This is a genomic window from Collinsella sp. AM36-4AA, assembly GCF_003467795.1.
Lineage (GTDB): Bacteria > Actinomycetota > Coriobacteriia > Coriobacteriales > Coriobacteriaceae > Collinsella.
The window spans coordinates 35,786-59,420 of the sequence record NZ_QSHS01000006.1 but is presented as its reverse complement, the minus strand read 5'-3'; the positions used below and the strand labels follow the sequence as shown (position 1 = coordinate 59,420).

Sequence of the window (23,635 nt, the reverse complement as noted above, 5' to 3'; positions counted from 1 at the left end):
TGTGGTGGTTTTCGGTCTGTCTCGATCTGTAACATCTAGGATCAAAAATGGCTGCTAGATGTTACAGATCGAGACGGTAGTGCGCCTGGGCAGCGGCGGGCTGACATCTCAGTACCCTATCCATCAATCACTCAGAAAATCTTATATATAGAGACTTAGATTTGTGTATAAGATCGTACAAAGCTGGCAACAATACTTCTCGAACAACGTGAAGCCGCCCCGTAGGGCGGCCACCCCAAGAGAGGTGATTCCATGAGAATCGATAAGCTAGCAATGACGTCGCGCGAGGCGCTGCAGACCGCCATGAGCACGGCTGCCGACGCACAGGCCGGCGCGGTGGAGCCGATTCACCTGTTGTCTGCCCTGCTCGGTGCCGGCGAGCGCAATATCTCCGTGATCATCGAGCGCATCGGCGCCGACCCGGCCCAGCTTGCACGCTCCACACAAGATGCCATCGACCACGCGCCCAAGGTTTCGGGCGAGGGTCAGCAGATGGGCCTGTCCAACGAGCTCGTCCGTGTCATCGAAAAGGCCGAGAAGAAGGCCACTAAGATGGGCGACAGCTTTGTGGTGACCGAGCATCTGCTGATGGCACTTGCCGAGGACAAGGGCGAGGCCGGCCGCGTTCTGCGTGACGCCGGCGTGACCAAGGAGCGTATCGAGCAAGTCTACGAGGAGCTGCGCGGCGATGACCGCGTGACGTCTGCCGAGGACAAGACGCAGTTTGAGGCGCTGGAGCAGTACGGTCGCAATATCTGCGACCTGGCCCGCGCCGGTAAGCTCGACCCGGTCATCGGCCGTACCGACGAGATCCGCCGTACCATCCAGGTTCTGTCGCGCCGCACCAAGAACAACCCCGTGCTCATCGGCGAGCCGGGCGTCGGTAAAACCGCTATCGTCGAGGGCATCGCCCAGCGTATCGTGGCCGGCGACGTGCCGAGCACCCTGCGCGACCGCGACCTCATCGAGCTCGACATGAGCGCTCTGGTCGCCGGCGCCAAGTACCGCGGTGAGTTCGAGGACCGCTTGAAGGCTGTGCTCAAGGAAGTGCAAAAATCCGACGGCAAGGTCATCCTGTTCATCGATGAGCTCCACACCATCGTGGGCGCAGGTGCCACTGAGGGCTCCATGGACGCCGGCAACATCCTCAAGCCGGCGCTTGCCCGTGGCGACTTACACGCAATCGGCGCGACTACGCTTGACGAATACCGCAAGTACATCGAGAAGGACGCGGCGCTCGCGCGTCGTTTCCAGACCGTTATGGTGAGCGAGCCTACCGTCGAGGATACCATCTCGATCCTGCGTGGCCTCAAGGAGAAGTACGAGATCTTCCACGGCGTGCATATCACCGATAGCGCGCTCGTGGCGGCCGCCGACCTCTCCGATCGCTACATTGCCGACCGCTTCCTGCCCGACAAGGCCATCGACCTGGTCGATGAGGCCGCAAGCCGCTTGCGCATGGAGCTCGACAGCATGCCGGTCGAGATCGACGCCACCACGCGTCAGCTCACCCAGCTGCAGATCGAGGAACAGGCGCTCATGAAGGAGACCGATGACGCCTCCAAGGAGCGTCTGGAGGTCCTGCGCCAAGAGATTGCCGAGGTCCAGGAAAAGCTCAACGTGCAAAAGGCCGGCTGGCTCAACCAGAAGAACGCCATCGACCACGTGCAGGAGCTTAAGGGCCAGCTTGACGAGGCCAAGAGCGAGGAGGAGCGTGCGACGCGCAACGGTGATCTGGGTCGTGCGTCCGAGCTGCGCTATTCCGTGATCCCGGGTCTGCAGCAGCAGATTCAGGAGTCCGAGGCCGCGCTCGAGGCGCAAAAGCAGCAGGACGGCGAGGGCCTCAACGAACAGGTGACCTCCGACGAGATCGCCGAAGTCGTGAGCGCCTGGACCGGCGTGCCCGTGTCCAAGATGATGCAGGGCGAGCTCGACAAGCTGAAAGGCCTGGAGGGTGAGCTGCATAAGCGCGTCATCGGCCAGGACGAGGCGGTCTCCGCTGTCGCCGCGGCCGTGCGTCGCAGCCGTGCGGGCCTCTCCGATCCGGACAAGCCCATCGGCAGCTTCTTCTTCCTGGGCCCCACCGGCGTAGGCAAGACCGAGCTCGCCAAGGCGCTGGCCGAGTGTCTGTTCGATGATGAGCGCGCGCTCGTGCGTATCGACATGTCCGAGTACATGGAGAAGTTCAGCGTCCAGCGTCTGATCGGTGCGCCCCCGGGATATGTGGGCTACGACGAGGGCGGCCAGCTCACCGAGGCCGTGCGCCGTCGTCCGTACTCCGTGATCTTGCTCGACGAGATGGAAAAGGCTCACCCGGATGTCTTTAACGTGCTGCTGCAGGTGCTCGACGACGGCCGTCTGACCGACGGTCAGGGTCGCCAGGTGTCCTTCAAGAACACGATCATTATCATGACGTCTAACGTGGGCTCCAAGGCTATCGCCGATCTGTCCGGTAAGGACGAGGAGGAGATGCGCCATCAGGTCGACGTCGCCATGGCTCAGACCTTCCGCCCCGAGTTCCTCAACCGTATCGACGATATCGTAGTGTTCCATCCGCTCGGCATGGCGCAGATTGAGAAGATCGTCGACATCCAACTCGCCGACGTCCGCGCGCGCCTGGCCAAGGAGCGCATGACGCTTGCCATCACCCCGGCGGCTAAGCAGATGCTCGCCGTGGGCGGCCTGGACCCGGTCTTTGGCGCCCGTCCGCTCAAGCGTCTGGTTCAGCGCGAGGTCGTGGATGCCATCGCCGCCGCCATCATCGACGGCACGGTGCGCGAGGGCGATCAGGTGACGGTCGATGTCGACAAGGATGGCGGCTTTACCGTCGTGTGCGACAACACGCCGGCGGCCACCTACGAGGTCCCCGACGCCGAGTAGATTTTGGGCCATGCCTTAAAATCTGCCTTTAGAGCAAAACGCCAAGGGCGGCGGATCCGATTGGGTCCGCCGCCCTTTTTCGTGCGACAATCGATGGTGTTGAACGTGAGCACATGGCAAGGAGCTATGCAGATGATGGACAAGAACAAAACGAACACGCCGGCGACCGATGCCGTACCCGCCGCACCCAAGCCTGCGCCTAAGCCGGCACCCAAGCCGCGCGACCCCTATATCCGTGCCGAGAACGAGGACGACGACGGCTACGATCCTTATAGCGATCGTCGCCCCGAGCGCGAGCCCCTCTTCGAAGCTGACCCCTGGCGTTAAGTAGCTCATTTGGGACGGGGCTTTTTTAGCTACTTTGTTTTCGGCTAGAGGCGTTCATGCCTGCCCCCCTCGGCCGCTCGATATCCTCCGGGAGGGGCCACTAATAGAAAACTTGCTTATCCATTAATCAAGATACGCATAATCTTGCTCTCCTGCTAATCAAGAATCGCTATAATCTTGATTAGTAGGAGAGCAAGATTGGAGAATTATGGCATTCAACGACTTGGTGGCTCAAAAAATAAAGGACTTTGAGCAACAGGGGATTCCGCAGGTCTTTGAGCGCGACCTTGATCTGGGCAACCCGCAGGAGCCAAAGCGCGACAACATCGTATATGTGATTGTGGGCGCCCGTCGTTGTGGAAAGACGTATCGCCTGTATCAGGAGATGCGGCGGCTTCAGGGCCAAGGCGTCGAGCTTGACCGGATGCTATATTTCAATTTTGAGGATGAGCGCTTGCGTCCGTATGAGCCATCGCTACTAGCGGACGTGCTCGATACATTCTATGCACTATATCCTGCTGCTCGAGGCGAGGGCACCTACCTTTTCTTTGACGAGATCCAGGAAATACCCGAATGGGGTGCGTTTCTGCGACGCGTGGTCGATACGGAGAAGGCGACCGTTTACGTGACGGGATCTTCTTCTAAGATGCTGTCCTCAGAACTTAAGAGCGAGTTCAGGGGCCGTTCTCTTGTGCGAGAGCTTTTTCCGTTGAGTTTTTCGGAATACGTCCGATATAAGACGGGGAGCGTTCCTGAGTCGAACGCGCCCTTCTCCTCGAGCGATGCAGCGTTACTCCGACACCATCTGGTCGGATATCTCGAGCGAGGGGGATTCATCGCGACACTTGAGCAGACGCCCGCAGACGCGATTCAGCTGCTACAGGAATATGCGTCGCGAACGGTCGCCATGGACGTCGTTGAACGTTACGACGTCAAGAACCCCCGTTTGGCCTCGCTGTTTCTGGCGCGGTGCATGGCATCTTCGGGACGAGAGCTGTCAGTGAACAAAGTGTACAACGAGTTCAAGAGCAGACAGATATCCGTCAGTCGAAATACGCTCAGCGACTTACTTGAGTATTACGAGGACGCCTACCTGCTGTTTTCGGCGCCGGAGTTCACGCGTTCGCTTGCAAATAATACGCGGTCTGCGTCTAAGGTCTACGCCGTCGATCCTGCGATGTTCGGAGCGTTCTCCCCCGCATCGGCATTGGATCAGGGTCAGAGGCTCGAGACCGCGGTGTTCAATGCGCTCAGAAGAAGGACCCCCGCCGTGCGGCCCGGTTCGGTTTGCCGCCTGCTGATTAAAGATAAGAATAAAAGCCATGAGGTGGACTTTGTGGCTGGGGATGCACTGCTCATGCAGGCCTACGGTCTGATTCAGGTAAGTGTGGATATGACAAGCGAGAAAACGCGCGAGCGCGAAATTGCCGCGCTCGATGCCGCGATGGCCCAGTTTGATCTTGGCGAGTCGGCAATCGTTACCATGGATGAGCAGACCGATATTCCATGCAAACACGGCGTGGTACATGCTGTGCCCGCATGGAAGTGGCTCCTTTCCTAATCGTCTATGGATTTGCGAGGCCAGGACTCAGGTGTCATGGTCCGCTAGTCCTGGGCCTTGATGCTCGGCAGGAGAATCTGGGCGAGATAGTCGCTCTCGAGTTTGGTCGCGGCGTCGGCCTTGCCGTCTTTGCCGACCAGGTCGTTCTTGATCTGGCTATAGGTATAGCGGTTGCCGGTCGTAAGCTCGACAAGCTCAATGGCCGTGTCCATGGGGTAGGTCGACACGGGGTCTTGCGTGCGTCCATTAACGGTTTGCGGAATCACGTACGGATAGACAGGGCCGCTGGCGTAGACAGTGTAGCCGTTGCCTAGGCTGATCGTGCCCAAAACCGTATCGCGCTCATCGGGCGTAAAGGTCTCGCCGTCGCGCACGGCGACGAGTGTCACGAGCGGCGTATTGGCGTCGTCGCCCAGATAGATGCATAGCGTGCTGCCGTTTTGCCAAGTCGCGACTTTGCCGTACCACTCAACGGGAATATCGAGCTGATACAGGTTCGTTGCCTTATGCCGAGCATCGGCATCGCGCGCGGCCTGCGCTTCGCTTGCGCTCACGGCGTTGGCGGCGGCATCACGGCGAGCGGTTGCCGCCTGTTGAAGTATCTTGGCGGCCGCGGCAGAGCTACAACCGCCATCCTCGGCATATTTGGCCGCGGCATCGATCTGGTCGTCGGTCACTGTGTCGGCCGAAGGCACCTTGAGCTTAAAGGTGGCCTGGGCACTCAAATCCTGCCCATCGCTCTTGACTGTAACTTGGGCCTTGGTGGTCGGGACGGTGTAGATGGTGCCGTCCGCCGCGATGGGGGAGGCGGCGATGGAGAACGTGTAATCGCCGGGCAGCAGCTTAATGCCGCGACCGTGCTCGTCAACATAGAGTGTTTCGCTCACGGAAGAACCGTCGGAATCCTGCCCGCTCACCTGCACGGGAATCTTGGAGCCAGTTGAGCAGTCGAGGCCCGCGGCATGCACGCCAATCTGCACTGACATCATCGTGTGGGCGTTGGCGGCGACAGCGGCGGCCTGCTCTTGCTGATATCCGTTCCAGGCAGCATAGCCTGCGCCGCCGGCGACGAGCGCGACGGCCACGACGCCGGCGATCATCAGATTGCGGCGCTTGGGTGGCATCTTACGATGACGAACCTCGGCTTCGCGTGCCGAAGGAACGGACGGTAGGGGAATATCGCCCATGGCGATGGTCTCGTCCACGGCAGGTGCAGAGCCCAGGCCGGGAAGCTCGCGGGTCAGCGAATCTTCGGCCGGCAAGCTGTCGAGCAAGATGGTTTCTTCGCTCGTGTCGGATTCGGGCTGGTCGTCGGCCTCGCATTCGGATTCCTCGTGCCCCGCCTCGTCTTTGGTGGGCGCGGCGCCATCGTCTTTTGCATCCTGATCATCGGGCTGCGCCTCGATTTCCGGCTCATCCTGCACATCAACGCTCGAATCGTCAAATGCAATCTCGGCCAGCGTGATCTGGTCTAGGCTCTCCAGGGCCTCGGCACACGCTTCTGCATCTTGGGCCGCATCCTCTTGGCCCATCGTCTCATCTTTCATATATCCCCCAAGCTCAATATCGGGACAACACTGTACCCAAAAATGGAGCTATATAAAGCGCATGCGAAATATAAGATCCGATTTAACCCGAGTGCATCGTTTAGCCGCATCCTCGCGGCAGCAAAAAGCCCCCGGAACGCGGACGAATCACATTCCGGGGGCTCTGCAATGCGTTGAGTTGCGCGGAGCCGGCTACGCGGCTTCGTACTCAAGCGATGTTTGCGCCAGGCGCGTTACTCGGCGTGAGCGTAATCAACCTTGGCGCGACGAGCGGTGGCCTTCTCCCAATCGCTGGTGCCCTCAAAGACATCCTGCTTGTAGGGATTGCGGCCGAGCTTCTTGGCGCGGTAGGCGATGTAGATGATCGCGGCGACGTTGGCGGCCAGTGCAGCGATTGAGACCGCGGTAGCGGCGCCGGGGTCGAGCGTGGAGTGGGTCACAAAGATGGACTCCTCCTGGAAGTACGGGAACACCTGGGCAAACATGCACCAAATAGCCAGCGTAAAGGCGCGGTTCTGGATCCAGCCGCCCTTGTTCCAGATAAAGGCGGCGACGGTGGGCGCCAGCAGCAGCGCAAAGCCGCAGAACCAGGAGTGGGTGGGCAGGCAGTTGTAGGTGTAGCAGAAGTTCCAGATATCGTAGGCGATGATGTAGACCCAGGTCATGTCGGGCCACAGCATGTCGGTCTGATCCTCGGAGGCGTAGACGCTCCACCAACCGGTCATGCAGAAGATGTTGATGATGCCGGCGATGCCGTTGAACACGTTGTTCCAGCCGGCCAGCTGCGTAGCACCTTCGGAGGTGACCCAGGTGGACTCGCCCAGGACAAAGAAGTGATAGGCGCTCTCGAAGTCGGACACGACGGCGATCATGATGTTGATGGCGACGATCACAAACGGCCACGCGCGGAACCAATGCGCCTTGCCGATCTTTCCCCACTGGTACTTAATGGCAATGAAGCCCCAGCACCCGGCCAGCGCCGCGTATACCTTGGCGTAGTGGAACCAGCTGTTCTGGTACACATGGGTGGGGTTGGTGAGCGCCCACTCGGCACCCTGCGAAACGCCGATGGCGATGGCGACGCAGTAGACGGTCATGGCCAGCGGAGCCACGCCAAAGATGATTGCCGCGCCCAGCTTGGTGCGGCGGCCGACCTCGTTGAGCACAATCAGGCCAATAAAGACCATGGCCCAGCCGGCCCAGTGGATAAGGGTATCGCTACCCCAAACATCGAACAGCATGCTGCTCTCCTTTCACACGCCCGCGGCCCCTCTTCTGATCGCGGGCAGTTTGGACAAATGTCGTCAGTTCTGGGGCTTGCGCTCCTGATACTTGGCGGTATAGCCCTCGATATGGAGCGTCGAGGCGATGATTTCCTTGACTGTCTCGTCGGGCACATCGGGGTGCGTGCGGATATACATCAGCAGCCCCATGATGAGGGTGTAGAACGTCTCGTAGACATGGTCGATGCGTAGCTCGTGATGGGCGACAAAATCCACCACGGTGGTATCGCAGATATACTGCGCCACGCGCTGGACCACGTTGTGCAAAAAGCCGCCGTAGAGCGCGCCGCTGCTCGAGGTGAGCGTGCTCGGCAACTCGTGGCCGCTCACGACCAGGCGCTTAAAGAGCGGAGCAACGGTGTCGAGTGCGCCTTCGATGTCGCCAACCGTGCGGCTGGCGTTCCACTGCTCGAGCTCGGCGATAAAGCCGTCGATTGCCTCGTCCATAACGGCGGTGACGGCGGCATCCATATCGGCAAAGTAGTGGTAGAACAGCGAACGCGTGCAGCCAGCCCGCTTGGTCACGGCCGATACCGAAAGATGGGACACACCAAGCTCGGCGCTCACGGCGCGCACAGCGGCGAGGATCTCGCGACGGCGCTCGTCGCCCGTCAGGCGTTTTGCCGCGCTATCGGATGCGGGGACGGCATCGACCACAGAGATATCTGCTGCGTTGTTGCCCATGTTTTGCCGCCTTTCATCCTCTTTTGCCTGACCGTTCGCCTAACAGTCTTGAATATTGTTGACGGTTCGTCAATACTGTTTTTGACACAATGTCAACAATAGCGGGTGAACGGCATGGGGGCATGTCGAACCCGTACAAAGAGGGGCGCCGCGGTCTCGCCGGGCTGTGGCAAGAGAAGGGACGACTATGATTCTCAACGGACCGGGGATTAGCTATACCGAGCCCGATATCGGCGCGGAGTTCGTGCCGCCGATACCGGAGCATCCGCGCGAGGCCATCGTCAAACTGTGTGAGCACTGCACCAACCGCCTGCTGCACCGCGACGAGCTGCTGGGCTACGAGTACTGGTCGTTTGCCGAGGCCGCAACCGACGAGCAGGCCGAAGTGCTCTGCAAGATGAAGATGCGCCGTCCCTATACGCTGCCCGAGATGGTCAAGCTCACCGGCATGCCCGAGGCCGATATCGAAAAAATGCTCGACGACATGAGCTACACGGGTCTGCTCGAGTACAACTGGGAAAACCCCGAGCGCGCCAAGCAGTGGGTGCTGCCCATGCTGGTGCCGGGTTCCGCCGAGTTCCTCAACATGCGCGTGAGCCAGCTCGAGGAGCATCCGGTCTATGCCAAGTTCTTTGAGCAGGCGTCCAAGGGACCGCTGTCCAAGGCCACGCCGATGGTGCCGCCCGGCGGTGCCGGCATCGGCATGCATGTCATTCCGGTCGAGAAGGCCATCGATGCCGCGAGCACCTCGGTGCCGATCGAGCATATCGAGCATTGGCTCGACAAATACGAAGGTAAGTATGCCGCTAGCACCTGCAGCTGCCGCGCGAGCCGTCGCGTGATGGGAGAGGGCTGCGCCGACGACCCGGCCGATTGGTGCATCGCCGTGGGCGATATGGCCGACTACGTGGTCGAGACCGACCGCGGCCATTATGTGACGCGCGAGGAGGTCTACGACATCCTGCGCCAGGCCGAGGACAACGGCTTTGTGCACCAGATCACCAACATCGACGGTGAGAACAAAATCTTCGCCATCTGCAACTGCAACGTCAACGTGTGCTACGCCCTGCGCACTTCGCAGCTGTTCAACACGCCCAACCTGTCGCGCTCGGCCTACGTCGCCAAGGTCGAGAAGGACAAGTGCGTGGCCTGCGGTCGCTGCGTTGAGGTGTGTCCGGCCGGCGCCGCCAAACTGGGCCAGAAGCTCTGTAGCAAAAAGGCTGGCGGACAGGTGCCCGAGTATCCGCGCCAGGAGCTGCCCGATGCCACCAAGTGGGACCACACCAAGTGGTCGCCCAACTACCGCAACGACAACCGTATCGAGACGCATGAGTCCGGCACCGCTCCCTGCAAGACGGCCTGCCCCGCGCACGTTGCCGTTCAGGGCTATTTGAAGCTCGCGGCGCAGGGCCGCTATGACGAGGCGTTGGCGCTCATCAAGCGCGAGAACCCGTTGCCCGCTATCTGCGGCCGTGTGTGCAACCGCCGCTGTGAGGATGCCTGCACCCGCGGTCGCGTGGACGAGGCCGTGGCCATCGACGAGGTCAAGAAGTTTATCGCCCAGCGCGATCTGGATGCCGCGACTCGCTATGTCCCACCTGTGGTGACCCCGACGCGTGCCGGCGGCTTCGACCAGAAGATCGCCATCATCGGCGCCGGTCCGGCCGGTCTGTCCTGCGCCTTCTATCTGGCCGAGAAGGGCTACAAGCCCGTCGTGTTCGAGAAAAACGAGCGCCCGGGCGGCATGCTCACCTACGGCATTCCCAGCTTTAAGCTGCAGAAGGACGTTATCGAGGCCGAGGTCGAGGTCATTCGCCTGATGGGCGCCGAGTTCCGCTATGGCGTGGAGGTCGGTCGCGATGTGACGCTCGACGAGCTTCGCGCGCAGGGCTTTAAAGCCTTTTACGTGGCCATTGGCTGCCAGGGTGGCCGCCTTGCCGGTATTCCGGGCGAGGATGCCGAGGACGTGACCGTGGCCGTCGACTTTTTGCGCGAGGTCAACAGCGGCAAGATCGACGCGCTGCCCGGGCGCACCATCGTGGTGGGCGGCGGCAACGTGGCCATCGATGTCGCGCGCAACGCCTGCCGTCTGGGTTCCGAGCACGTTGAGATGTTCTGCCTGGAGAGCGAGGTCAAGATGCCTGCCAGCGAGGAAGAGCGTCGCGAGGCCATTGAGGACGGCGCGCACATTAGCTGCGGCTGGGGCCCCAAGGAGATTCACCTGGACGAGGCCGGTCGTGTGTGCGGTATCACCTTTAAGCGCTGCACGCGTGTCTTTGACGACGAGGACCGTTTTGCGCCCGAGTATGACGAGAACGACTTGCGCCGTGTCGATGCCGACCGTGTCGTCATGTCGATTGGCCAGTCCATTGTGTGGGGCGACCTGCTGGCTGGCTCCAAGGTGGAGCTCGGCCGCAGCCAGGGTGCCCTTGCCGATCCGCAGACGTACCAGACCGCCGAGCCCGACATCTTTGTGGGCGGCGACGTCTACACCGGTCCCAGCTTTGCTATCGACGCCATCGCCGCCGGTCACGAGGCCGCCGTGTCCATCCATCGCTTTGTGCAGCCGGGCTCCACGCTCACCATCGGCCGCAACCAGCGCCGCTACACCGCGCTTGACCGCGACGATGTTGTGATTGAGAGCTATGACAACGCAAGCCGCGAGGTGGCACGTGTCGACCGCGAGCGCGAGAAGGCTGCGCCCTTTAGCGAGTACGTCGAGACCTTTACCGAGGAGCAGGTGCGCGCCGAGACCGCTCGCTGCTTGGGCTGCGGTGCCTCGATCGTCGACCCCAACAAGTGCATCGGCTGCGGCCTGTGCACCACCAAGTGCGCGTTCGATGCCATCCATCTGGATCGCGATCGCCCCGAGTGCTCCACGATGGTCAAATACGAGCAAAAGCTCCCGAGCCTTGGCAAGTATGCTTTAAAGCGTGCAATCAAAATCAAGTTCGGTCGTAAATAGGTAACCATGGCGGGTAAGGGGACGGCGCAGACTAGATTTCGCTGTCCCCTTGCTTTGAGTTTGCATCGCATCAACCGTTGTTGAAAGGTTTCTACCTTGCATGAATTGGGAATCGTTTATCACATTATTCGCGATGTTGAGAACGTGGCGCGCGCCAATGGCGTGCGTCGCGTTTCGAGCGTCACGCTGCTGCTGGGCGAGGTCTCGGGCGTCGTTCCCGACTTGCTGCTCGACGCTTGGCGCTGGGCGGCAGATAAAAAGTCCATCACGCAGGGCGCGGAGCTTATCGTGGAGCCCGTCGAGGCCGTGACGCATTGCGAGGCGTGCGGCCGCGACTATGCGACAGTCGAGCACGGCAAGACCTGCCCCCATTGCGGCAGTGGCGATACCTATTTGCTCCAGGGCCAAGAGGTCATGATCAAGCAGATCGAGACCCCCGACGAGGATCCGGCAGACGCTGCCCCCGGCGGCCCTTCTGACGCCCCCGACGCCGTCGACGCCGCTAACCCTCTCCACATCGTCTAGCCCCTAGTCGTTGGGGACGTTCTTGTTTGACTAGTCGTTTAAGAACGTCCCCAACGACTACTTGCGCTAGAGCATAAGTTATACAATTAGTCAAGTTATGTCTGTTTAAACAAAATAGCGGCACGCAGGCGCATTGGGATTAACCTAAAAGCGGCGTTAATGAACAGAGTGTCTGTATATATCTGTGAAAGTAATTGGGAAATCACGTTTTAGTAGGCAATGAGCTGTAAATCAGCAACGTAATCAATTTGTAACAAACTTAGACGTTTAAACAAATAATGCAACCGTTTGCGAATTTAGCTATAAATCCACAAGGCGAACAGGTATACTCCTTTATTGTCGTGTAGGAAATACGTAGACAAAAAGGAGGTTATGTGATGGTAAGTATTGTTCTTGCTAGCCATGGTGACTTGGCGGCTGGAATCAAGCAGACGGGTTCGATGGTCTTTGGCGATCAGCCGTCTGTTGCCGTGGTCTCGCTCGAGCCGAGCATGGGCCCCGACGACTTCCGTGCCAAGGTCGAGGAAGCAATCGCTTCCTTCGAGGACCAGGAGCAGGTGCTCTTCCTCGTTGATCTGTGGGGCGGCACGCCGTTCAACCAGATCAGCGGGCTCATCGAGGGCCACGATTCCTGGGCTATCGTCACCGGTGTCAACCTGCCTATGCTCATCGAGGCATATTCGCAGCGCTTTGACGCAAAGAACACTGCACATGCGATCGCAAAACATCTCGTGACTGAGGCTAAGGCTGGCGTGCGCGTCAAGCCCGAGTCTCTGGAGCCCGAGGAGAAGAAGCCGGCTGCGGCCGCCGCTGCTCCTGCGGGTGCCATTCCTCCGGGAACGGTGATCGGCGACGGGCACATCAAGATCGCCCACGTCCGTATCGACACGCGCCTGCTGCATGGTCAGGTGGCCACCACGTGGACCAAGCAGATCAACCCCAACCGCATCATCGTGGTCTCCGACGGCGTTGCTCACGACGAGCTCCGCAAGACCATGATCGAGCAGGCTGCCCCTCCGGGAGTCCACGCCAACGTCGTGCCTATCAAGAAGATGGCCGAGGTCGTCAAGGACACGCGCTTTGGCGACACCAAGGCGATGCTGCTGTTCGAGAACCCGCAGGATCTGCTCAGGGCCATCGAGGCCGGCGTCGACATCAAGGAAGCCAACATCGGTTCCATGGCCCACTCCAAGGGCAAGGTCGTCGTCACTAACGCTGTCGCTATGGGCGATGACGATGTCAAGACCATCGAGGCTCTCAAGGCCAAGGGCGTCAAGTTCGAGGTCCGCAAGGTTCCTTCGGATTCCTCCGAGGATCTCGACGCCATGTTGAAGAAAGCTAAGGCCGAACTGGCCGCTCAAGCATAGTAAAGGAGGGTCCGATACATGTCTGCAATCACTATTCTGCTTGTTGCGATTGTCGCGTTGCTTGCCGGTATGGAAGGTATTCTGGATGAGTTCCAGTTCCATCAGCCGCTCGTGGCATGCACGCTTATCGGTCTCGTAACCGGTCACCTTCAGGAGGGCATCCTCCTGGGCGGTTCGCTCCAGATGATGGCCCTTGGCTGGGCTAACGTCGGCGCCGCCGTCGCGCCTGACGCCGCTCTGGCCTCGGTCGCTTCTTCGATCATCATGGTGCTCGCCCTCAACGGTGGCGCCACCGATTCGGCCAAGGCCGTTACCGCCGCCATCGCCGTCGCCGTCCCGCTGTCGGTCGCTGGTCTGTTCCTGACCATGATCTGCCGTACCCTGGCTACCGCTATGGTTCACGGCATGGACGCCTGCGCCGAGAAGGGCGACTTCGCCGGCATCGAGCGTTGGCAGTACGCCGGCATCCTCATGCAGGGTGTTCGTATCGCCATCCCGGCAGTACTTCTGTGCATCATCCCGGCCGAGGCCGTTACCAACGCGCTTAACGCTATGCCCGATTGGCTGTCCGGCGGCATGGCTGTCGGCGGCGGCATGGTCGCTTCCGTCGGTTACGCCATGGTCATCAACATGATGGCCACCAAGGAGACCTGGCCGTTCTTCATCCTCGGCTTTGTCCTTGCTGCCATCCCTCAGCTCACGCTGATCGCCCTTGGCCTCATCGGCATCTCCCTTGCCCTCATCTACCTTGGCCTTAAGGATCTGGCCAAGCAGGGTGGCGGCATGGGCGGTGGCTCCGGTGACCCGCTCGGCGACATTCTGAACGATTACGAGTAGGAGGGGAGTGATACATATGGCAGAGAACAAGATTCAGCTCACCAAGGCTGACCGTAAGAAGGTTTGCTTCCGTCATCAGTTCCTTCAGGGCTCGTGGAACTACGAGCGTATGCAGAACGGCGGCTGGTGCTTTGCAATGATCCCTGCGATCAAGAAGCTCTACACCAGCAAGGATGACCAGATTGCCGCTCTTAAGCGCCACCTGGAGTTCTATAACACCCACCCCTATGTTTCCGCCCCCGTCATTGGCGTTACCCTCGCCCTCGAGGAGGAGCGCGCCAACGGCGCTCCGATTGACGACGTCGCCATTCAGGGCGTCAAGGTCGGTATGATGGGCCCGCTCGCCGGCGTCGGCGACCCCGCCTTCTGGTTCACCCTTCGCCCGATTCTGGGCGCACTGGGCGCTTCCCTGGCCCTGTCCGGCAGCATCGCCGGTCCGCTGCTGTTCTTCTTCGCGTGGAACATCATCCGCTACGCCTTCCTGTGGTACACGCAGGAGTTTGGCTACAAGGTCGGCTCCTCCATCGCCAAGGACCTCTCCGGCGGTCTGATGGGCAAGGTCACCGAGGGTGCTTCCATCCTGGGTATGTTCATCATCGGCGCCCTGGTCGAGCGCTGGGTGTCCATCTCCTTCACCCCGGTCGTCTCCAAGGTCACGCAGTCTGCTGGCGCCTATATCGACTGGGCCAACCTGCCCGCCGGTTCTGAGGGCATCAAGCAGGCACTGACGATGTACAGCTCTGTCGGTGCCAACGCACTCGACCCGGTGAAGGTCACCACGCTTCAGGCCAACCTCGATCAGCTCATCCCCGGCCTTGCCGCCGTGTGCCTGACCCTTCTGGTCTGCAAGCTCCTCAAGAAGAAGGTCAGCCCGATCGTCATCATCCTGGCTCTCTTCGCCGTCGGCATCATCGGTCGCGTCTGCGGCTTCATGTAAGCACGCTTCGGCTTAAGACCGAGAGTTGCTAGGCAAGGGCTTTTGAGCCATTGAAACGGACCGCACCCGGTGGGTACACTGGATGCGGTCCGATTGTTTTTATTGGAGGGCGAGGCGCGTATGGCGCAATCTCAGAACAGCACGGTCGATTTGGCAACGCCGGCAACCTGCCTGATGGGGCTTACCAGTCACGGTAACGTGATGGTGGGCAATAAGGCGTTTGAGTACTATAACGAGCGTAATCCCGAGGATTATATCCAAATCCCGTGGGACGAGGTCGACTATATTGCCGCCGAGGTTTTGCGCGGCACCAAGAAGATTACGCGTTTTGCCATCTTTACCAAAGAGAATGGCCACTTTACGTTTTCGACGCGCAATGACAAGGAAACGCTTCGCGCGGTGCGTAAGTACATTGACGAGGACAAGCTCGTTCGTTCGCCCGACTTTATCGATGTGACGGCCAAGGGCGCCAAGAGCATCCCCTCCGTCATCAAAAGCCTCTTCCATAAAGGCGACTAGCTCCCCATAAGTTGTGGTGAAATAGCTCTGATATACGGCTTTAGATGCTTTAGGCAGGAACTATTCCATCGCAACTTCGAAGTCTAGTCATGCGACGTATAGCGATGCAGTAAATCTGCTACACTAGTACAACATGCCTCCGTAGCTCAGGGGATAGAGCACCGCTCTCCTAAAGCGGGTGTCGACGGTTCGAATCCGCCCGGGGGCACCAGAAAAATCGCAGGTCAGGAGTTAATTTTGCTTCTGACCTGTTCTGGTTTTAGGGTTAAGAACTGCTTTTGTTTGTAAATCTGGTAAGTAAATAATTTAACTTACCGAGTTTTCCACTGAAAACAGGAAATCACCATTTTGGGGATAAAAAGTTTTCAACAGCCGTTAGTCGGTTCCATTTTGGTGAAGCGCTTCCTCAATTTGGGTAAAAAATTTCACCATTTTGATGATTCGGCTGCTTTGAGTTTTTGATAAAAACGCCTGTTCAGAAGCTTGCGCAATACCCATTTTGGTGAAACCAATTAATAGAGAAATATACTATAAAGATATAGGGACGGCGATGCCGTCCTCTTCGCTCGCGAAGCTCGCTGCGCGGCCACGTACCGTGTCCTTGCCGCCGACTAAGCCGTCGATAAAGATAGGGACAGCGATGCTGTCCCCCTTCGCTCGCGAAGCTCGCTGCGCGGCCACGTACCGTGTCCTTGCCGCCGACTAAGCCGTCGATAAAGATAGGGACAGCGATGCTGTCCCCCTTCGCTCGCGAAGCTCGCTGCGCGGCCACGTACCGTGTCCTTGCCGCCGACTAAGCCGTCGATAAAGATAGGGACAGCGATGCTGTCCCCCTTCGCTCGCGAAGCTCGCTGCGCGGCCACGTACCGTGTCCTTGCCGCCGGCTACGCCGCCGATTTATTCGCTCACTTCGTTCGCTGATTGATGGACTAATCCGATTTATCGCTGACACCAGTCATAAGTGCAGCAATTGATATGTTGAATCCATTGGCAATTTTAGAGAGGTTAGAAAGACTGACATTTCTTCGTCCGACTTCAATGCTCGCGTAGTAGGAACGATCCATCTCAATCAAATTGGCGAACTGCTCCTGGCTGTACCCGAGTCCAGCGCGGAGCTCTTTGCATCTCATGCCGAATGATTTCTGAAGCGTCTTCGTATCCATGACAAAAAGAGTCATGGATTGTTGTATTTATGCCAACGGACTATATACAACAATCCCTGTTAAGGCGCATAATTACCTTTATTGGAAAGAGTTCTGATGCCCAGTCGGATAGGGCACGGAAAAGGAATGGAACAGCACAATGACTCAGGGAAAGCATTTCGCTGCCGGTGGCGATCACTTCGCCGCACTGCCAAGCAAAAAGATTCACACTCCGAAGGGGATCGCGCGTCTGACCGTCACCGCGGCGACCATGGCCGCCATGACCGGATCGAGCCTCATCTCACCGTTCACGGCATTCGCCCAGACCGGTGACGGGGGCACGCAGCACCCCGCCGTGATGTCGCCGATCGCCGCCCACGCCGGCGCGGCATCCGGTGCCGGCGCGAAATCCGCCGCACAGACCATCGCGGACCTGCAGAAGGCAGTCGACGAGGCGAAGGCGAAGGAGGACGCCGCCAAGGCATCCTACGATGAGGTCGCCGGCCCCTACAACGAGGCGGCTTCCGCCCGCGACCAGGCCAAGGCATCCTACGATTCTGCAGTCAACGCCGGTACGGCAGCCGACCGTGCGGCAATGGACGAGTACGCCCGTCAGGTCGCGGAGGGCAAGGACGCCGCCGATGCCGCCGGCAAGCACCTCGAGCAGGCGAAGGCGGGTCTCGCAGACGCCAAGGCAGATGCATCCGAGAAGGACGAAGCGTACCAGTCCGCCATCAAGGCGGCCCAGAATGCCAAGGATGCCCTCGATAAAGCCAAGGCAGATGCCGTAAGCGCCACCCCGGAGGCAATCAGTGCCGCCGAGCAGGCCGTGCGTGACGCCCAGGCTGCCGTGGACAGGGCACAGGCCGAACTTAACAACGCCAACACGACGCTTGCCGATGCTCAGTCCAAGCTGGTTGCGGCCCAGTCTGCAAAGGATGCCGCCGATTCTGTCCTCGCTGCAGCCAAGCAGAACAAGGACGCGGCGGATGCGAAGGCCGCAGCCGCCAGCGCCGCCTACGAGAAGGCGAAAGCCGACCTCGCTGCAGCGGAGGCAGGTGCCAGCGGTCCGGAGTACGATGCGGCAAAACAGAAGGTCGCGGACGCAGAGGCAGCCCTCGCCGCCGCACGAGCGGCACAGTCCCAGTGCGAGTCCGAGCTCGAGCAGGCACAGTCCGCTGCGGCAACGGCACAGGCCGATCTGAATGATGCCCAGGCGTCCCTCTCCGTAAAGCAGCAGGCCGCGGCCGATGCCGAATCCGGTGTGAACGCCGCCCAGTCCGCACTCGATGCCGCGAACGCCGACCTCGATGCCGCCAAGCAGGCGAACGTCGACGCCATCTCCAAGCTGGATGCCGCGAAGCAGGCTGTCAAGGACGCTGAGTCCGCCAAGGCGGCCGCCGACGTAGAGCTCGCGAACGCCAAGGCGGCGAAGGATACCGCAGACGCTGCCGTGACCGCCGCCCAGCAGAAGGTCGACGAGGCACGGGCGAAACTCGATTCCGCCGACGCGCAGCTCAAGCAGGGAGCCATCGGCTTCTTCCGTGCCATGGGTGCCGATGACGCAGTCAACATCATCCTGAACGCCAAATATGCCGGAAAGACCGAAGTCGGCAACTCCAAGGACGCCACGTCCCTTGATAACATGCTCAATGCGATCAGGTGGATGAAGTCCGTCAACGACTACCGCAAGTCGGTCGGCCTGTCCGAGCTCCATGTCACCTACAAGCTCATCGCCGGTGCCATTGCGGATGCCAACTACAGCGACACCGTGCTCGATCATGCCCGTCAATATGATTTTGCCGAAAATCTGGCATGGAATTACGGAATCGATCCGAGTGGGCAGTGGATCGAGCAGGAGAAGGGCTTTTTCGACAAGGCAACGGAGGCCCTTTATGGAGTCACCGGTCTTGTCGGCAAGGATGCCTATGATTTCTATGCAAAGAACGGCGTCGCAATCAACCATTGGATTGCAGACAACTGCCGCTGGGAGAACGGCAGCAGCGGCACCGTCGGCCATTACATGAACATCATCAATCCCGAACTCGCCGTTATGGGAATGGCAACCTGCACCAAGGGCACCATGTCCGGGCTTCAGACGCAGTGCTACACCGCAGAGATCTCCGGCTGGTCCGGCTCCGGTTGGAACATGAACCCCATCTCCGTCGACGAGTACGAGCAGAAGCTGATCTCCTATATCAACGGTCTCAAGAACGCCAAGAGCGCACTCGACGCAGCCAAGGCCGATCTCGCATCCAAGCAGCAGGCAGCCGCCGGCGCCGCCACAACCGTCCAGCAGAAGCAGGTCGCAGCGGATTCCGCACAGGCAGACGTCGATGCCGCGAAGCAGGACGTCACCGATGCCCAGCGTGCCGTCGATGCCGCAAAGGCCGATCTCGCCGCCAAGCAGCAGGGCGTCACGGATGCCCGAGCTGGGTTGGATGCGGCGAAATCGAGCCTCGATGCCGCCAACGCGGCAGTCGTTACGGCAAAGTCGACCGTCCAGCAGAAGCAGGTCGCCTTTGATGCCGCCAACGCAGCCGTAACGACCGCACAGTCTAAGTTGGATTCCGCCAAGGCGGACACCGCTGCTAAGCAGCAGGGCGTGGACGATGCGAACGCCGACCTCGCGAAGTTCTTCCAGGACGTCGCCGACGCCAAGAAGGCGGTCGATACCGCAAAGAGCGTCCATGACGCGGCGGCAGCCGATCAGGTCGAGAAAGCGACCGTCCTCGCCGCCGCCGAGCAAAAGGCGGACGCCACCGCACGCGCCCTCGCGGATGCCCAGCGTGCCGTCGATGCCGCAAAGACCGACACCGGCGTTGCCGCCGACAGGCTTACCGGCTCCCAGACCGATCTCGAGGACGCACAGTCGAACCTCGACATCCTCACCGGTCTTGCCGCGAAGCTCGCAGAGGCACAGCAGCGCGAGCAGGATGCAGTAAGGGCCGTCAATGACACCAAGGTCGAACTCGATGCCGCGAAGGCAGCCGCCGGCGCCGCCGAGTCCCTGGTCTCCGCCGCCGAACAGGCGAAGGCGCAGGCAGACGCCAAGCTGTCGAAGCTGAACTCCATCGATGCCGGCGCGGCGATCGCTTCCGGCCGTGACGCGAACGCGGATGACGCCCTCAACGCGCTTTTCGCCGCAGCAGTCGAGGCACGTGCCAAGGTCGCGCCCGCCAAGGCCATCCTGGACGAGAAGCAGACCGCGGTGGACGAGCTCCAGCCCGGCTATGATGCGGCACTCGCCGCCTACGAGTTGGCGAAGTCCGACCGCATCGCAGCGGAGCAGAAGCTTTCCGATGAGATCGCACGACAGGAGGCAGAGGAGGTCGCAAAGCAGCAGGCGGCATACAGCCCGAAGCACCTCGCCGGCACGGATACCGCCCAGACCGGCAGCCTCGCCCAGACCGGTGACCGCGCGGGACTCATCGGCGAGACGTTCGTCATCGGCGGTACCGTCCTCGTGGCGACCGGCGTCTTCCTCGACCGGAAGAAGCGCCGCGAGCAGATGTAAAAGCGAGTCGGGCGTTGGATATCGGCTAGTGTCCAACGCCTGGTTTCATGGACAGGGAGATCGGTGTGAGAACAAAGGCTATTATCGTTGCGCTTCTGGTGTGCCTTTCGGCACCTCAACTTGGATGTGCCAGCGTTGCAAAGCAAGGAAGCGGCTCTACGGAAAGGGCCGCCACAGCGGTAAAGAATAAAGACAAAAAGAAGCCAAGCGAAGAAAAGGCGGCGCAAACCTCTGGAACCAAGAACGAGGAGAAGAAAGAATCCGACGACAAGGACCAGAAGTCCGATGACTCCAAGAAGGAGGATAACAAGTCTTCCGATTCCTCGAAGTCGGACAGCAAGGGCGATTCCTCCCAGTCCAAGCAGAATTCCGGCAATTCGCAGGGCTCTGGCAGCAACAATTCCTCTTCCAACGGCGGTAGCCAGAAGAAGTGGGTTGCCGAGCAGGGCCACTGGGAGACTGATTACAGCCAGGTCTGGGTGCCGAATGTGGTATATACGCGTCATGAACGTTACATTTGTAGTGCATGCGGTGCATCTTTCGATTCTATAGCCGCTTGGTCAGCTCATAGTGACGCAATGTGGGAACAAGGTCAAGACCATGGAGCATATATCAATGATTCGTATACTACCTCTGAGGACCAGGGACATTATGAACAGAAGGCTACGGGGCAGCATTGGGTCGTCGATGTTGCCGGTCACTGGGAATGATGGACATATGTTCCTCTCCTCTTACATTCGGTAAATGTTAATTTGCGGGCGGCCGGTTCGGCCGCCTTTTTTAGACGCCCAGTCTGGGAGCAAACGATAGGAAAGCAATCAAACGAGAGGCCGTTCCAAAAGAATTCGGCGGTGCCGGATGCTTCGGGCAAAACCTTCCGCAAATCGGTAAGGTCTTCCATCAACTTGCTCCAGCCCTCGCCCGGAGTCCGCTACAGCGAATTTCTAACACTCAGCATCCTTCGCGTTAAAAATTCGCTTCCGCTCACGGTCTCCGCTGACACTACGACACCGCGAAGCCTTTCGCTCGAAACGAGGCCTCTCATTTCGTGTCTACGCTACGCTTCGCCCAATCGCCGTCCCGGTGATTGCAAGATTGGTGTTGGGCTAGATAAATGGGGCCATACTCGCCCCCTTTATCTGCCAACACATCTTGTTTAACACCTCACACGGCGATAAAGTTAGAAATGAAGTTCGCCTTCATTTCTCTAAGGGAAGCGACGGCGTCACTTCAAAAATCGGCGCGACGTCAGTCGCTCCTAAAAAGGAAAGCAATCTCATATCGGTTTTGAATCGGTGGCCTCACCGATTCGCTCTGCTTTCCTGGGGGCATGAATGATGAGTTGCAAACGTCCGTACACCGTTAAGGCGACACTCACTTCTGAAGAATACGAAACGCTTTCCGCTTTGGCAGAAAAGGCGGGCATGACGAAAGCCGAATTCATTCGCTATGCACTGATTCATTGGAATGAATCGTTCGATGATCTAGCCATTTCCAAAAATAAGAACGGTGGCCGTAGCAAAAAGCTGCAAACCGTTTCAGAGGATTCGAACGAAAAGCGCTCGGCGGTTATTTACGTCAAAGTCACCGATGGCGAGCACGAGGCGATTCGCAAGCAGGCGGATGCGCTCGGCACGACCGTCAGTGCGTATGCCCGCCGCGTGATGCTGGCCGGGAAAATCGAGATGATCGATTTCGATATGAGCCAGGTCGCAAAAATCTATCACGAGCTGTATCGCGAGGGGACGAACCTCAACCAGCTGATGTACTTCGTGCACGCGCAAGGTCTTCCGGCCTACAACGAGAAGGCAGTTTTCCGAACGCTTGAAAAGGTTTACCAGAACGCCCGCAAAGTCACTCTCTTTATCGAAGAACTCGAACAGCGCTATTTCGTCGGCGGTGATCAAAATGACCGTCGTTAAGCAGAAAGGTGTTTCGTCCGAGCGCTATGCGAAGAACGTGCGCAAGTACATTAACGGAAAGTACGCTTTGGCCCGCGGCGGCTGGAACCTCGCGAACCGAAAGTACTGGTTTTCCGAGATGGCTATGACGCGGAAGATGTTTCATCACGACAGGCCTGCGCGTGCCGGCGCGAAGAACATAACGATGCTTCATCAGGTTCTTGCGTTTCTTCCCGAGGAGTGCAGCTGCAACGGAGGCAAGATGACCCCCGATGCATGTATGGCCTACGCGGAGCAATGGCTTGCGAAACACTACCCGCATCAACAAGTGATTGTCGCCTTGCATGAGGAAAGCGATAAGGCGGGAAAACGTTACGCGGTCCATATGGCGATTAACCGCACGGATCTTTTGACGGGTAAGCGTTGCGAGACGGGTGGGCGTCGCGGAAAGTACGAACGCGCTGCGTGGGTTCGTGAAATGGACAAGGCCTGGAATCTCGCTCAGCTCGAAAAGGGAAAGAAGAACTCGAAGATTCGAGACCGACAGCCGCGCGACACTGAAAAGAAAATTGTCGATCGGGGAGAGTACAGCTATAAAAACAATTTGCGCGAGTTGATCCATATTGCAATCAACGACTATCACCCGAAGACTATGGAGCAGTTCAAAAAGTTACTTGCCTCATGGGGCGTAGAGATTTTCATTAAGAACAACCGAGTCTATGCGACGGATCTCGATATCAAGGAGGCCGGCAATCCGAAATGCACTTTCAACCTGACCCGTCTTGACGGGCGGTTTGCGATCAAGCAGCTTGAGGCGGCCTTTAAAAATAACGTGCTGGAAGCCGAGCGAGCCCTTCCTTATGAGAGGCGTTGCGAGATTTACATTCAACGGCTTAAGAAAGCGTATTCGGCGTGGGTCGAGCAGGCAGAGGCGAGCAAGGGCGTCGCCTACAATCTCTTCCCTAAGTTCATCGCACCGAAGTGCGATGAAGATCTGCTCGAGGATCCGGCGGTTCGTGATGAGCTTCTTGCCCGGCGCGGTTACGCAAGGGAGATTCGAAACCGTTACGCCGGCGCCGTTCCCGATGCTGGCGATGACCGCGTTCGCGCCGCAGGCCGAGCCCATGGTGGCAACATCGACATCTCGCCGCAGGTCGATCGTGCGGTCGACCGAGGCGATTACGCTCGCGGAGACACGCCTCGCTAGTTTTGGAGAGCCTATCGTCGGTGCCCTAGCGTGCTGCCATCCAGTGCCGATTCTTTCATGCTCGCAATTCGGCGAGGGTGAGGAGTATGAATTGATCGGCGGGAGTCAGCCGCTCTGATAGAATCGTCCTTGCTGTCGGCAGCCCTCGTGCCGGGCAGAGCCCTCCATTCGATGGGAGGTGATGCCCATGACCGATTTCACCGAGCTCGTGAAGCTCCTGACCGCTACGGTCTCGCTCCTCACGGCCCTTGTCGGCCTTTCCAAGGCACTCAAGCAGGGCTCGAAGCCCAAAAAGAAAGGCCACCGTCGCTAAGACGATGACCTAACTCTATTAAGCAACGGCTCTGCCCAGCTCACTACAACTTGGGCTGCCGTCGGCACCATTCTACCCTTCTGACGAGGAATTCGTCCATATTTCAAAAATCGAATCCTGTTC

Annotated in this window: 18 protein-coding genes and 1 tRNA gene; 15 read left to right on the top strand and 4 right to left on the bottom strand. The window is 59.2% G+C overall.

Annotated features, from left to right (window positions below; all coding sequences use genetic code 11):
• Window positions 1-252 precede the first annotated feature (252 nt).
• From clpB to DW850_RS03475, 3 genes are all read left to right on the top strand, one after another.
• A complete protein-coding gene (gene clpB / locus DW850_RS03485) occupies window positions 253-2,880 on the top strand; it encodes an ATP-dependent chaperone ClpB (protein WP_117786238.1) in 2,628 nt (875 codons plus the stop codon).
• Between the two features lie 132 nt (window positions 2,881-3,012).
• Window positions 3,013-3,207, top strand: a complete 195-nt coding sequence (locus DW850_RS03480) for a hypothetical protein (RefSeq protein ID WP_233540601.1) — start codon at window positions 3,013-3,015, stop codon at window positions 3,205-3,207.
• 208 nt (window positions 3,208-3,415) lie between these two features.
• The gene (locus DW850_RS03475; protein WP_117786237.1) at window positions 3,416-4,768 is read left to right on the top strand and encodes an ATP-binding protein; all 1,353 of its coding nucleotides are present in this window, start codon (window positions 3,416-3,418) and stop codon (window positions 4,766-4,768) included.
• Window positions 4,769-4,812: 44 nt separating this feature from the next.
• On the opposite strand, the gene DW850_RS03470 is transcribed toward DW850_RS03475, so the two are convergent.
• The 3 genes from DW850_RS03470 to DW850_RS03460 all read right to left on the bottom strand — a co-directional run bounded on the left by DW850_RS03470 (window position 4,813) and on the right by DW850_RS03460 (window position 8,282).
• On the bottom strand, window positions 4,813-6,315 hold the full coding sequence (locus tag DW850_RS03470) for a hypothetical protein (protein WP_117786236.1): 1,503 nt from the start codon (window positions 6,313-6,315) through the stop codon (window positions 4,813-4,815).
• A gap of 233 nt (window positions 6,316-6,548) precedes the next feature.
• Entirely contained in the window at window positions 6,549-7,556 is a 1,008-nt protein-coding gene (locus DW850_RS03465; protein WP_117786235.1) for a DUF5692 family protein, read from the bottom strand.
• 63 nt (window positions 7,557-7,619) lie between these two features.
• Window positions 7,620-8,282 carry a TetR/AcrR family transcriptional regulator gene (locus DW850_RS03460; protein ID WP_117583630.1) on the bottom strand — a complete coding sequence of 221 codons (663 nt, stop codon included), beginning with the start codon at window positions 8,280-8,282 and terminating at the stop codon, window positions 7,620-7,622.
• 187 nt (window positions 8,283-8,469) lie between these two features.
• On the opposite strand from DW850_RS03460, the gene DW850_RS03455 reads away from it, so the two are divergent.
• The 7 genes from DW850_RS03455 to DW850_RS03425 all read left to right on the top strand — a co-directional run bounded on the left by DW850_RS03455 (window position 8,470) and on the right by DW850_RS03425 (window position 15,643).
• Window positions 8,470-11,247 carry an FAD-dependent oxidoreductase gene (locus DW850_RS03455; RefSeq protein WP_199575514.1) on the top strand — a complete coding sequence of 926 codons (2,778 nt, stop codon included), beginning with the start codon at window positions 8,470-8,472 and terminating at the stop codon, window positions 11,245-11,247.
• Window positions 11,248-11,343: 96 nt separating this feature from the next.
• Window positions 11,344-11,772, top strand: a complete 429-nt coding sequence (locus tag DW850_RS03450; RefSeq protein WP_117736762.1) for a hydrogenase maturation nickel metallochaperone HypA — start codon at window positions 11,344-11,346, stop codon at window positions 11,770-11,772.
• A gap of 377 nt (window positions 11,773-12,149) precedes the next feature.
• Window positions 12,150-13,139, top strand: a complete 990-nt coding sequence (locus tag DW850_RS03445; RefSeq protein ID WP_089573275.1) for a PTS sugar transporter subunit IIB — start codon at window positions 12,150-12,152, stop codon at window positions 13,137-13,139.
• An 18-nt stretch (window positions 13,140-13,157) separates the two neighbouring features.
• The gene (locus DW850_RS03440; RefSeq protein WP_089573274.1) at window positions 13,158-13,976 is read left to right on the top strand and encodes a PTS mannose/fructose/sorbose transporter subunit IIC; all 819 of its coding nucleotides are present in this window, start codon (window positions 13,158-13,160) and stop codon (window positions 13,974-13,976) included.
• Window positions 13,977-13,992: 16 nt separating this feature from the next.
• Window positions 13,993-14,913: a PTS system mannose/fructose/sorbose family transporter subunit IID gene (locus tag DW850_RS03435; protein ID WP_117564942.1), complete on the top strand. Its 921-nt coding sequence runs from the start codon at window positions 13,993-13,995 to the stop codon at window positions 14,911-14,913.
• A 120-nt stretch (window positions 14,914-15,033) separates the two neighbouring features.
• A complete protein-coding gene (locus DW850_RS03430; RefSeq protein ID WP_117736764.1) occupies window positions 15,034-15,432 on the top strand; it encodes a DUF956 family protein in 399 nt (132 codons plus the stop codon).
• A gap of 135 nt (window positions 15,433-15,567) precedes the next feature.
• A tRNA-Arg gene (locus DW850_RS03425) sits at window positions 15,568-15,643 on the top strand.
• Window positions 15,644-16,361: 718 nt separating this feature from the next.
• Here the strand turns inward: DW850_RS03425 and DW850_RS03420 are convergent.
• Entirely contained in the window at window positions 16,362-16,562 is a 201-nt protein-coding gene (locus DW850_RS03420; protein WP_233505692.1) for a helix-turn-helix domain-containing protein, read from the bottom strand.
• A 172-nt stretch (window positions 16,563-16,734) separates the two neighbouring features.
• Here DW850_RS03420 and DW850_RS03415 point away from each other — a divergent pair, with 172 nt between their 5' ends.
• The 5 genes from DW850_RS03415 (at window position 16,735) to DW850_RS10485 (ending at window position 23,512) form a co-directional block, all read left to right on the top strand.
• On the top strand, window positions 16,735-20,091 hold the full coding sequence (locus DW850_RS03415; RefSeq protein ID WP_117629687.1) for a hypothetical protein: 3,357 nt from the start codon (window positions 16,735-16,737) through the stop codon (window positions 20,089-20,091).
• Window positions 20,092-20,156: 65 nt separating this feature from the next.
• Complete coding sequence (locus DW850_RS03410) at window positions 20,157-20,801, top strand: hypothetical protein (protein ID WP_233540600.1); 645 nt, start codon at window positions 20,157-20,159, stop codon at window positions 20,799-20,801.
• 624 nt (window positions 20,802-21,425) lie between these two features.
• Entirely contained in the window at window positions 21,426-22,013 is a 588-nt protein-coding gene (locus DW850_RS03405; protein ID WP_117629688.1) for a ribbon-helix-helix protein, CopG family, read from the top strand.
• Window positions 22,000-23,199 (top strand): relaxase/mobilization nuclease domain-containing protein, encoded by a 1,200-nt coding sequence (locus tag DW850_RS03400; protein WP_117786234.1) that lies wholly within the window; start codon window positions 22,000-22,002, stop codon window positions 23,197-23,199. The genes DW850_RS03405 and DW850_RS03400 overlap by 14 nt, the downstream gene beginning before the upstream one ends.
• A 187-nt stretch (window positions 23,200-23,386) precedes the next feature.
• A complete protein-coding gene (locus DW850_RS10485; protein WP_255413310.1) occupies window positions 23,387-23,512 on the top strand; it encodes a hypothetical protein in 126 nt (41 codons plus the stop codon).
• Window positions 23,513-23,635 lie beyond the last annotated feature (123 nt).

What these genes read in the sequence shown, in the direction of transcription:
- DW850_RS03430 (WP_117736764.1), top strand. Translation starts at nt 15,034, where the DNA reads ATGGCGCAATCTCAGAACAGCACGGTCGATTTGGCAACGCCGGCAACC.
- DW850_RS03435 (WP_117564942.1), top strand. Translation starts at nt 13,993, where the DNA reads ATGGCAGAGAACAAGATTCAGCTCACCAAGGCTGACCGTAAGAAGGTT.
- DW850_RS03465 (WP_117786235.1), bottom strand. Translation starts at nt 7,556, where the DNA reads ATGCTGTTCGATGTTTGGGGTAGCGATACCCTTATCCACTGGGCCGGC.
- DW850_RS03480 (WP_233540601.1), top strand. Translation starts at nt 3,013, where the DNA reads ATGATGGACAAGAACAAAACGAACACGCCGGCGACCGATGCCGTACCC.
- DW850_RS03460 (WP_117583630.1), bottom strand. Translation starts at nt 8,282, where the DNA reads ATGGGCAACAACGCAGCAGATATCTCTGTGGTCGATGCCGTCCCCGCA.
- DW850_RS03475 (WP_117786237.1), top strand. Translation starts at nt 3,416, where the DNA reads ATGGCATTCAACGACTTGGTGGCTCAAAAAATAAAGGACTTTGAGCAA.
- DW850_RS10485 (WP_255413310.1), top strand. Translation starts at nt 23,387, where the DNA reads ATGACCGATTTCACCGAGCTCGTGAAGCTCCTGACCGCTACGGTCTCG.
- DW850_RS03470 (WP_117786236.1), bottom strand. Translation starts at nt 6,315, where the DNA reads ATGAAAGATGAGACGATGGGCCAAGAGGATGCGGCCCAAGATGCAGAA.
- DW850_RS03400 (WP_117786234.1), top strand. Translation starts at nt 22,000, where the DNA reads ATGACCGTCGTTAAGCAGAAAGGTGTTTCGTCCGAGCGCTATGCGAAG.
- clpB (WP_117786238.1), top strand. Translation starts at nt 253, where the DNA reads ATGAGAATCGATAAGCTAGCAATGACGTCGCGCGAGGCGCTGCAGACC.
- DW850_RS03405 (WP_117629688.1), top strand. Translation starts at nt 21,426, where the DNA reads ATGATGAGTTGCAAACGTCCGTACACCGTTAAGGCGACACTCACTTCT.
- DW850_RS03445 (WP_089573275.1), top strand. Translation starts at nt 12,150, where the DNA reads ATGGTAAGTATTGTTCTTGCTAGCCATGGTGACTTGGCGGCTGGAATC.
- DW850_RS03420 (WP_233505692.1), bottom strand. Translation starts at nt 16,562, where the DNA reads ATGAGATGCAAAGAGCTCCGCGCTGGACTCGGGTACAGCCAGGAGCAG.
- DW850_RS03455 (WP_199575514.1), top strand. Translation starts at nt 8,470, where the DNA reads ATGATTCTCAACGGACCGGGGATTAGCTATACCGAGCCCGATATCGGC.
- DW850_RS03440 (WP_089573274.1), top strand. Translation starts at nt 13,158, where the DNA reads ATGTCTGCAATCACTATTCTGCTTGTTGCGATTGTCGCGTTGCTTGCC.
- DW850_RS03415 (WP_117629687.1), top strand. Translation starts at nt 16,735, where the DNA reads ATGACTCAGGGAAAGCATTTCGCTGCCGGTGGCGATCACTTCGCCGCA.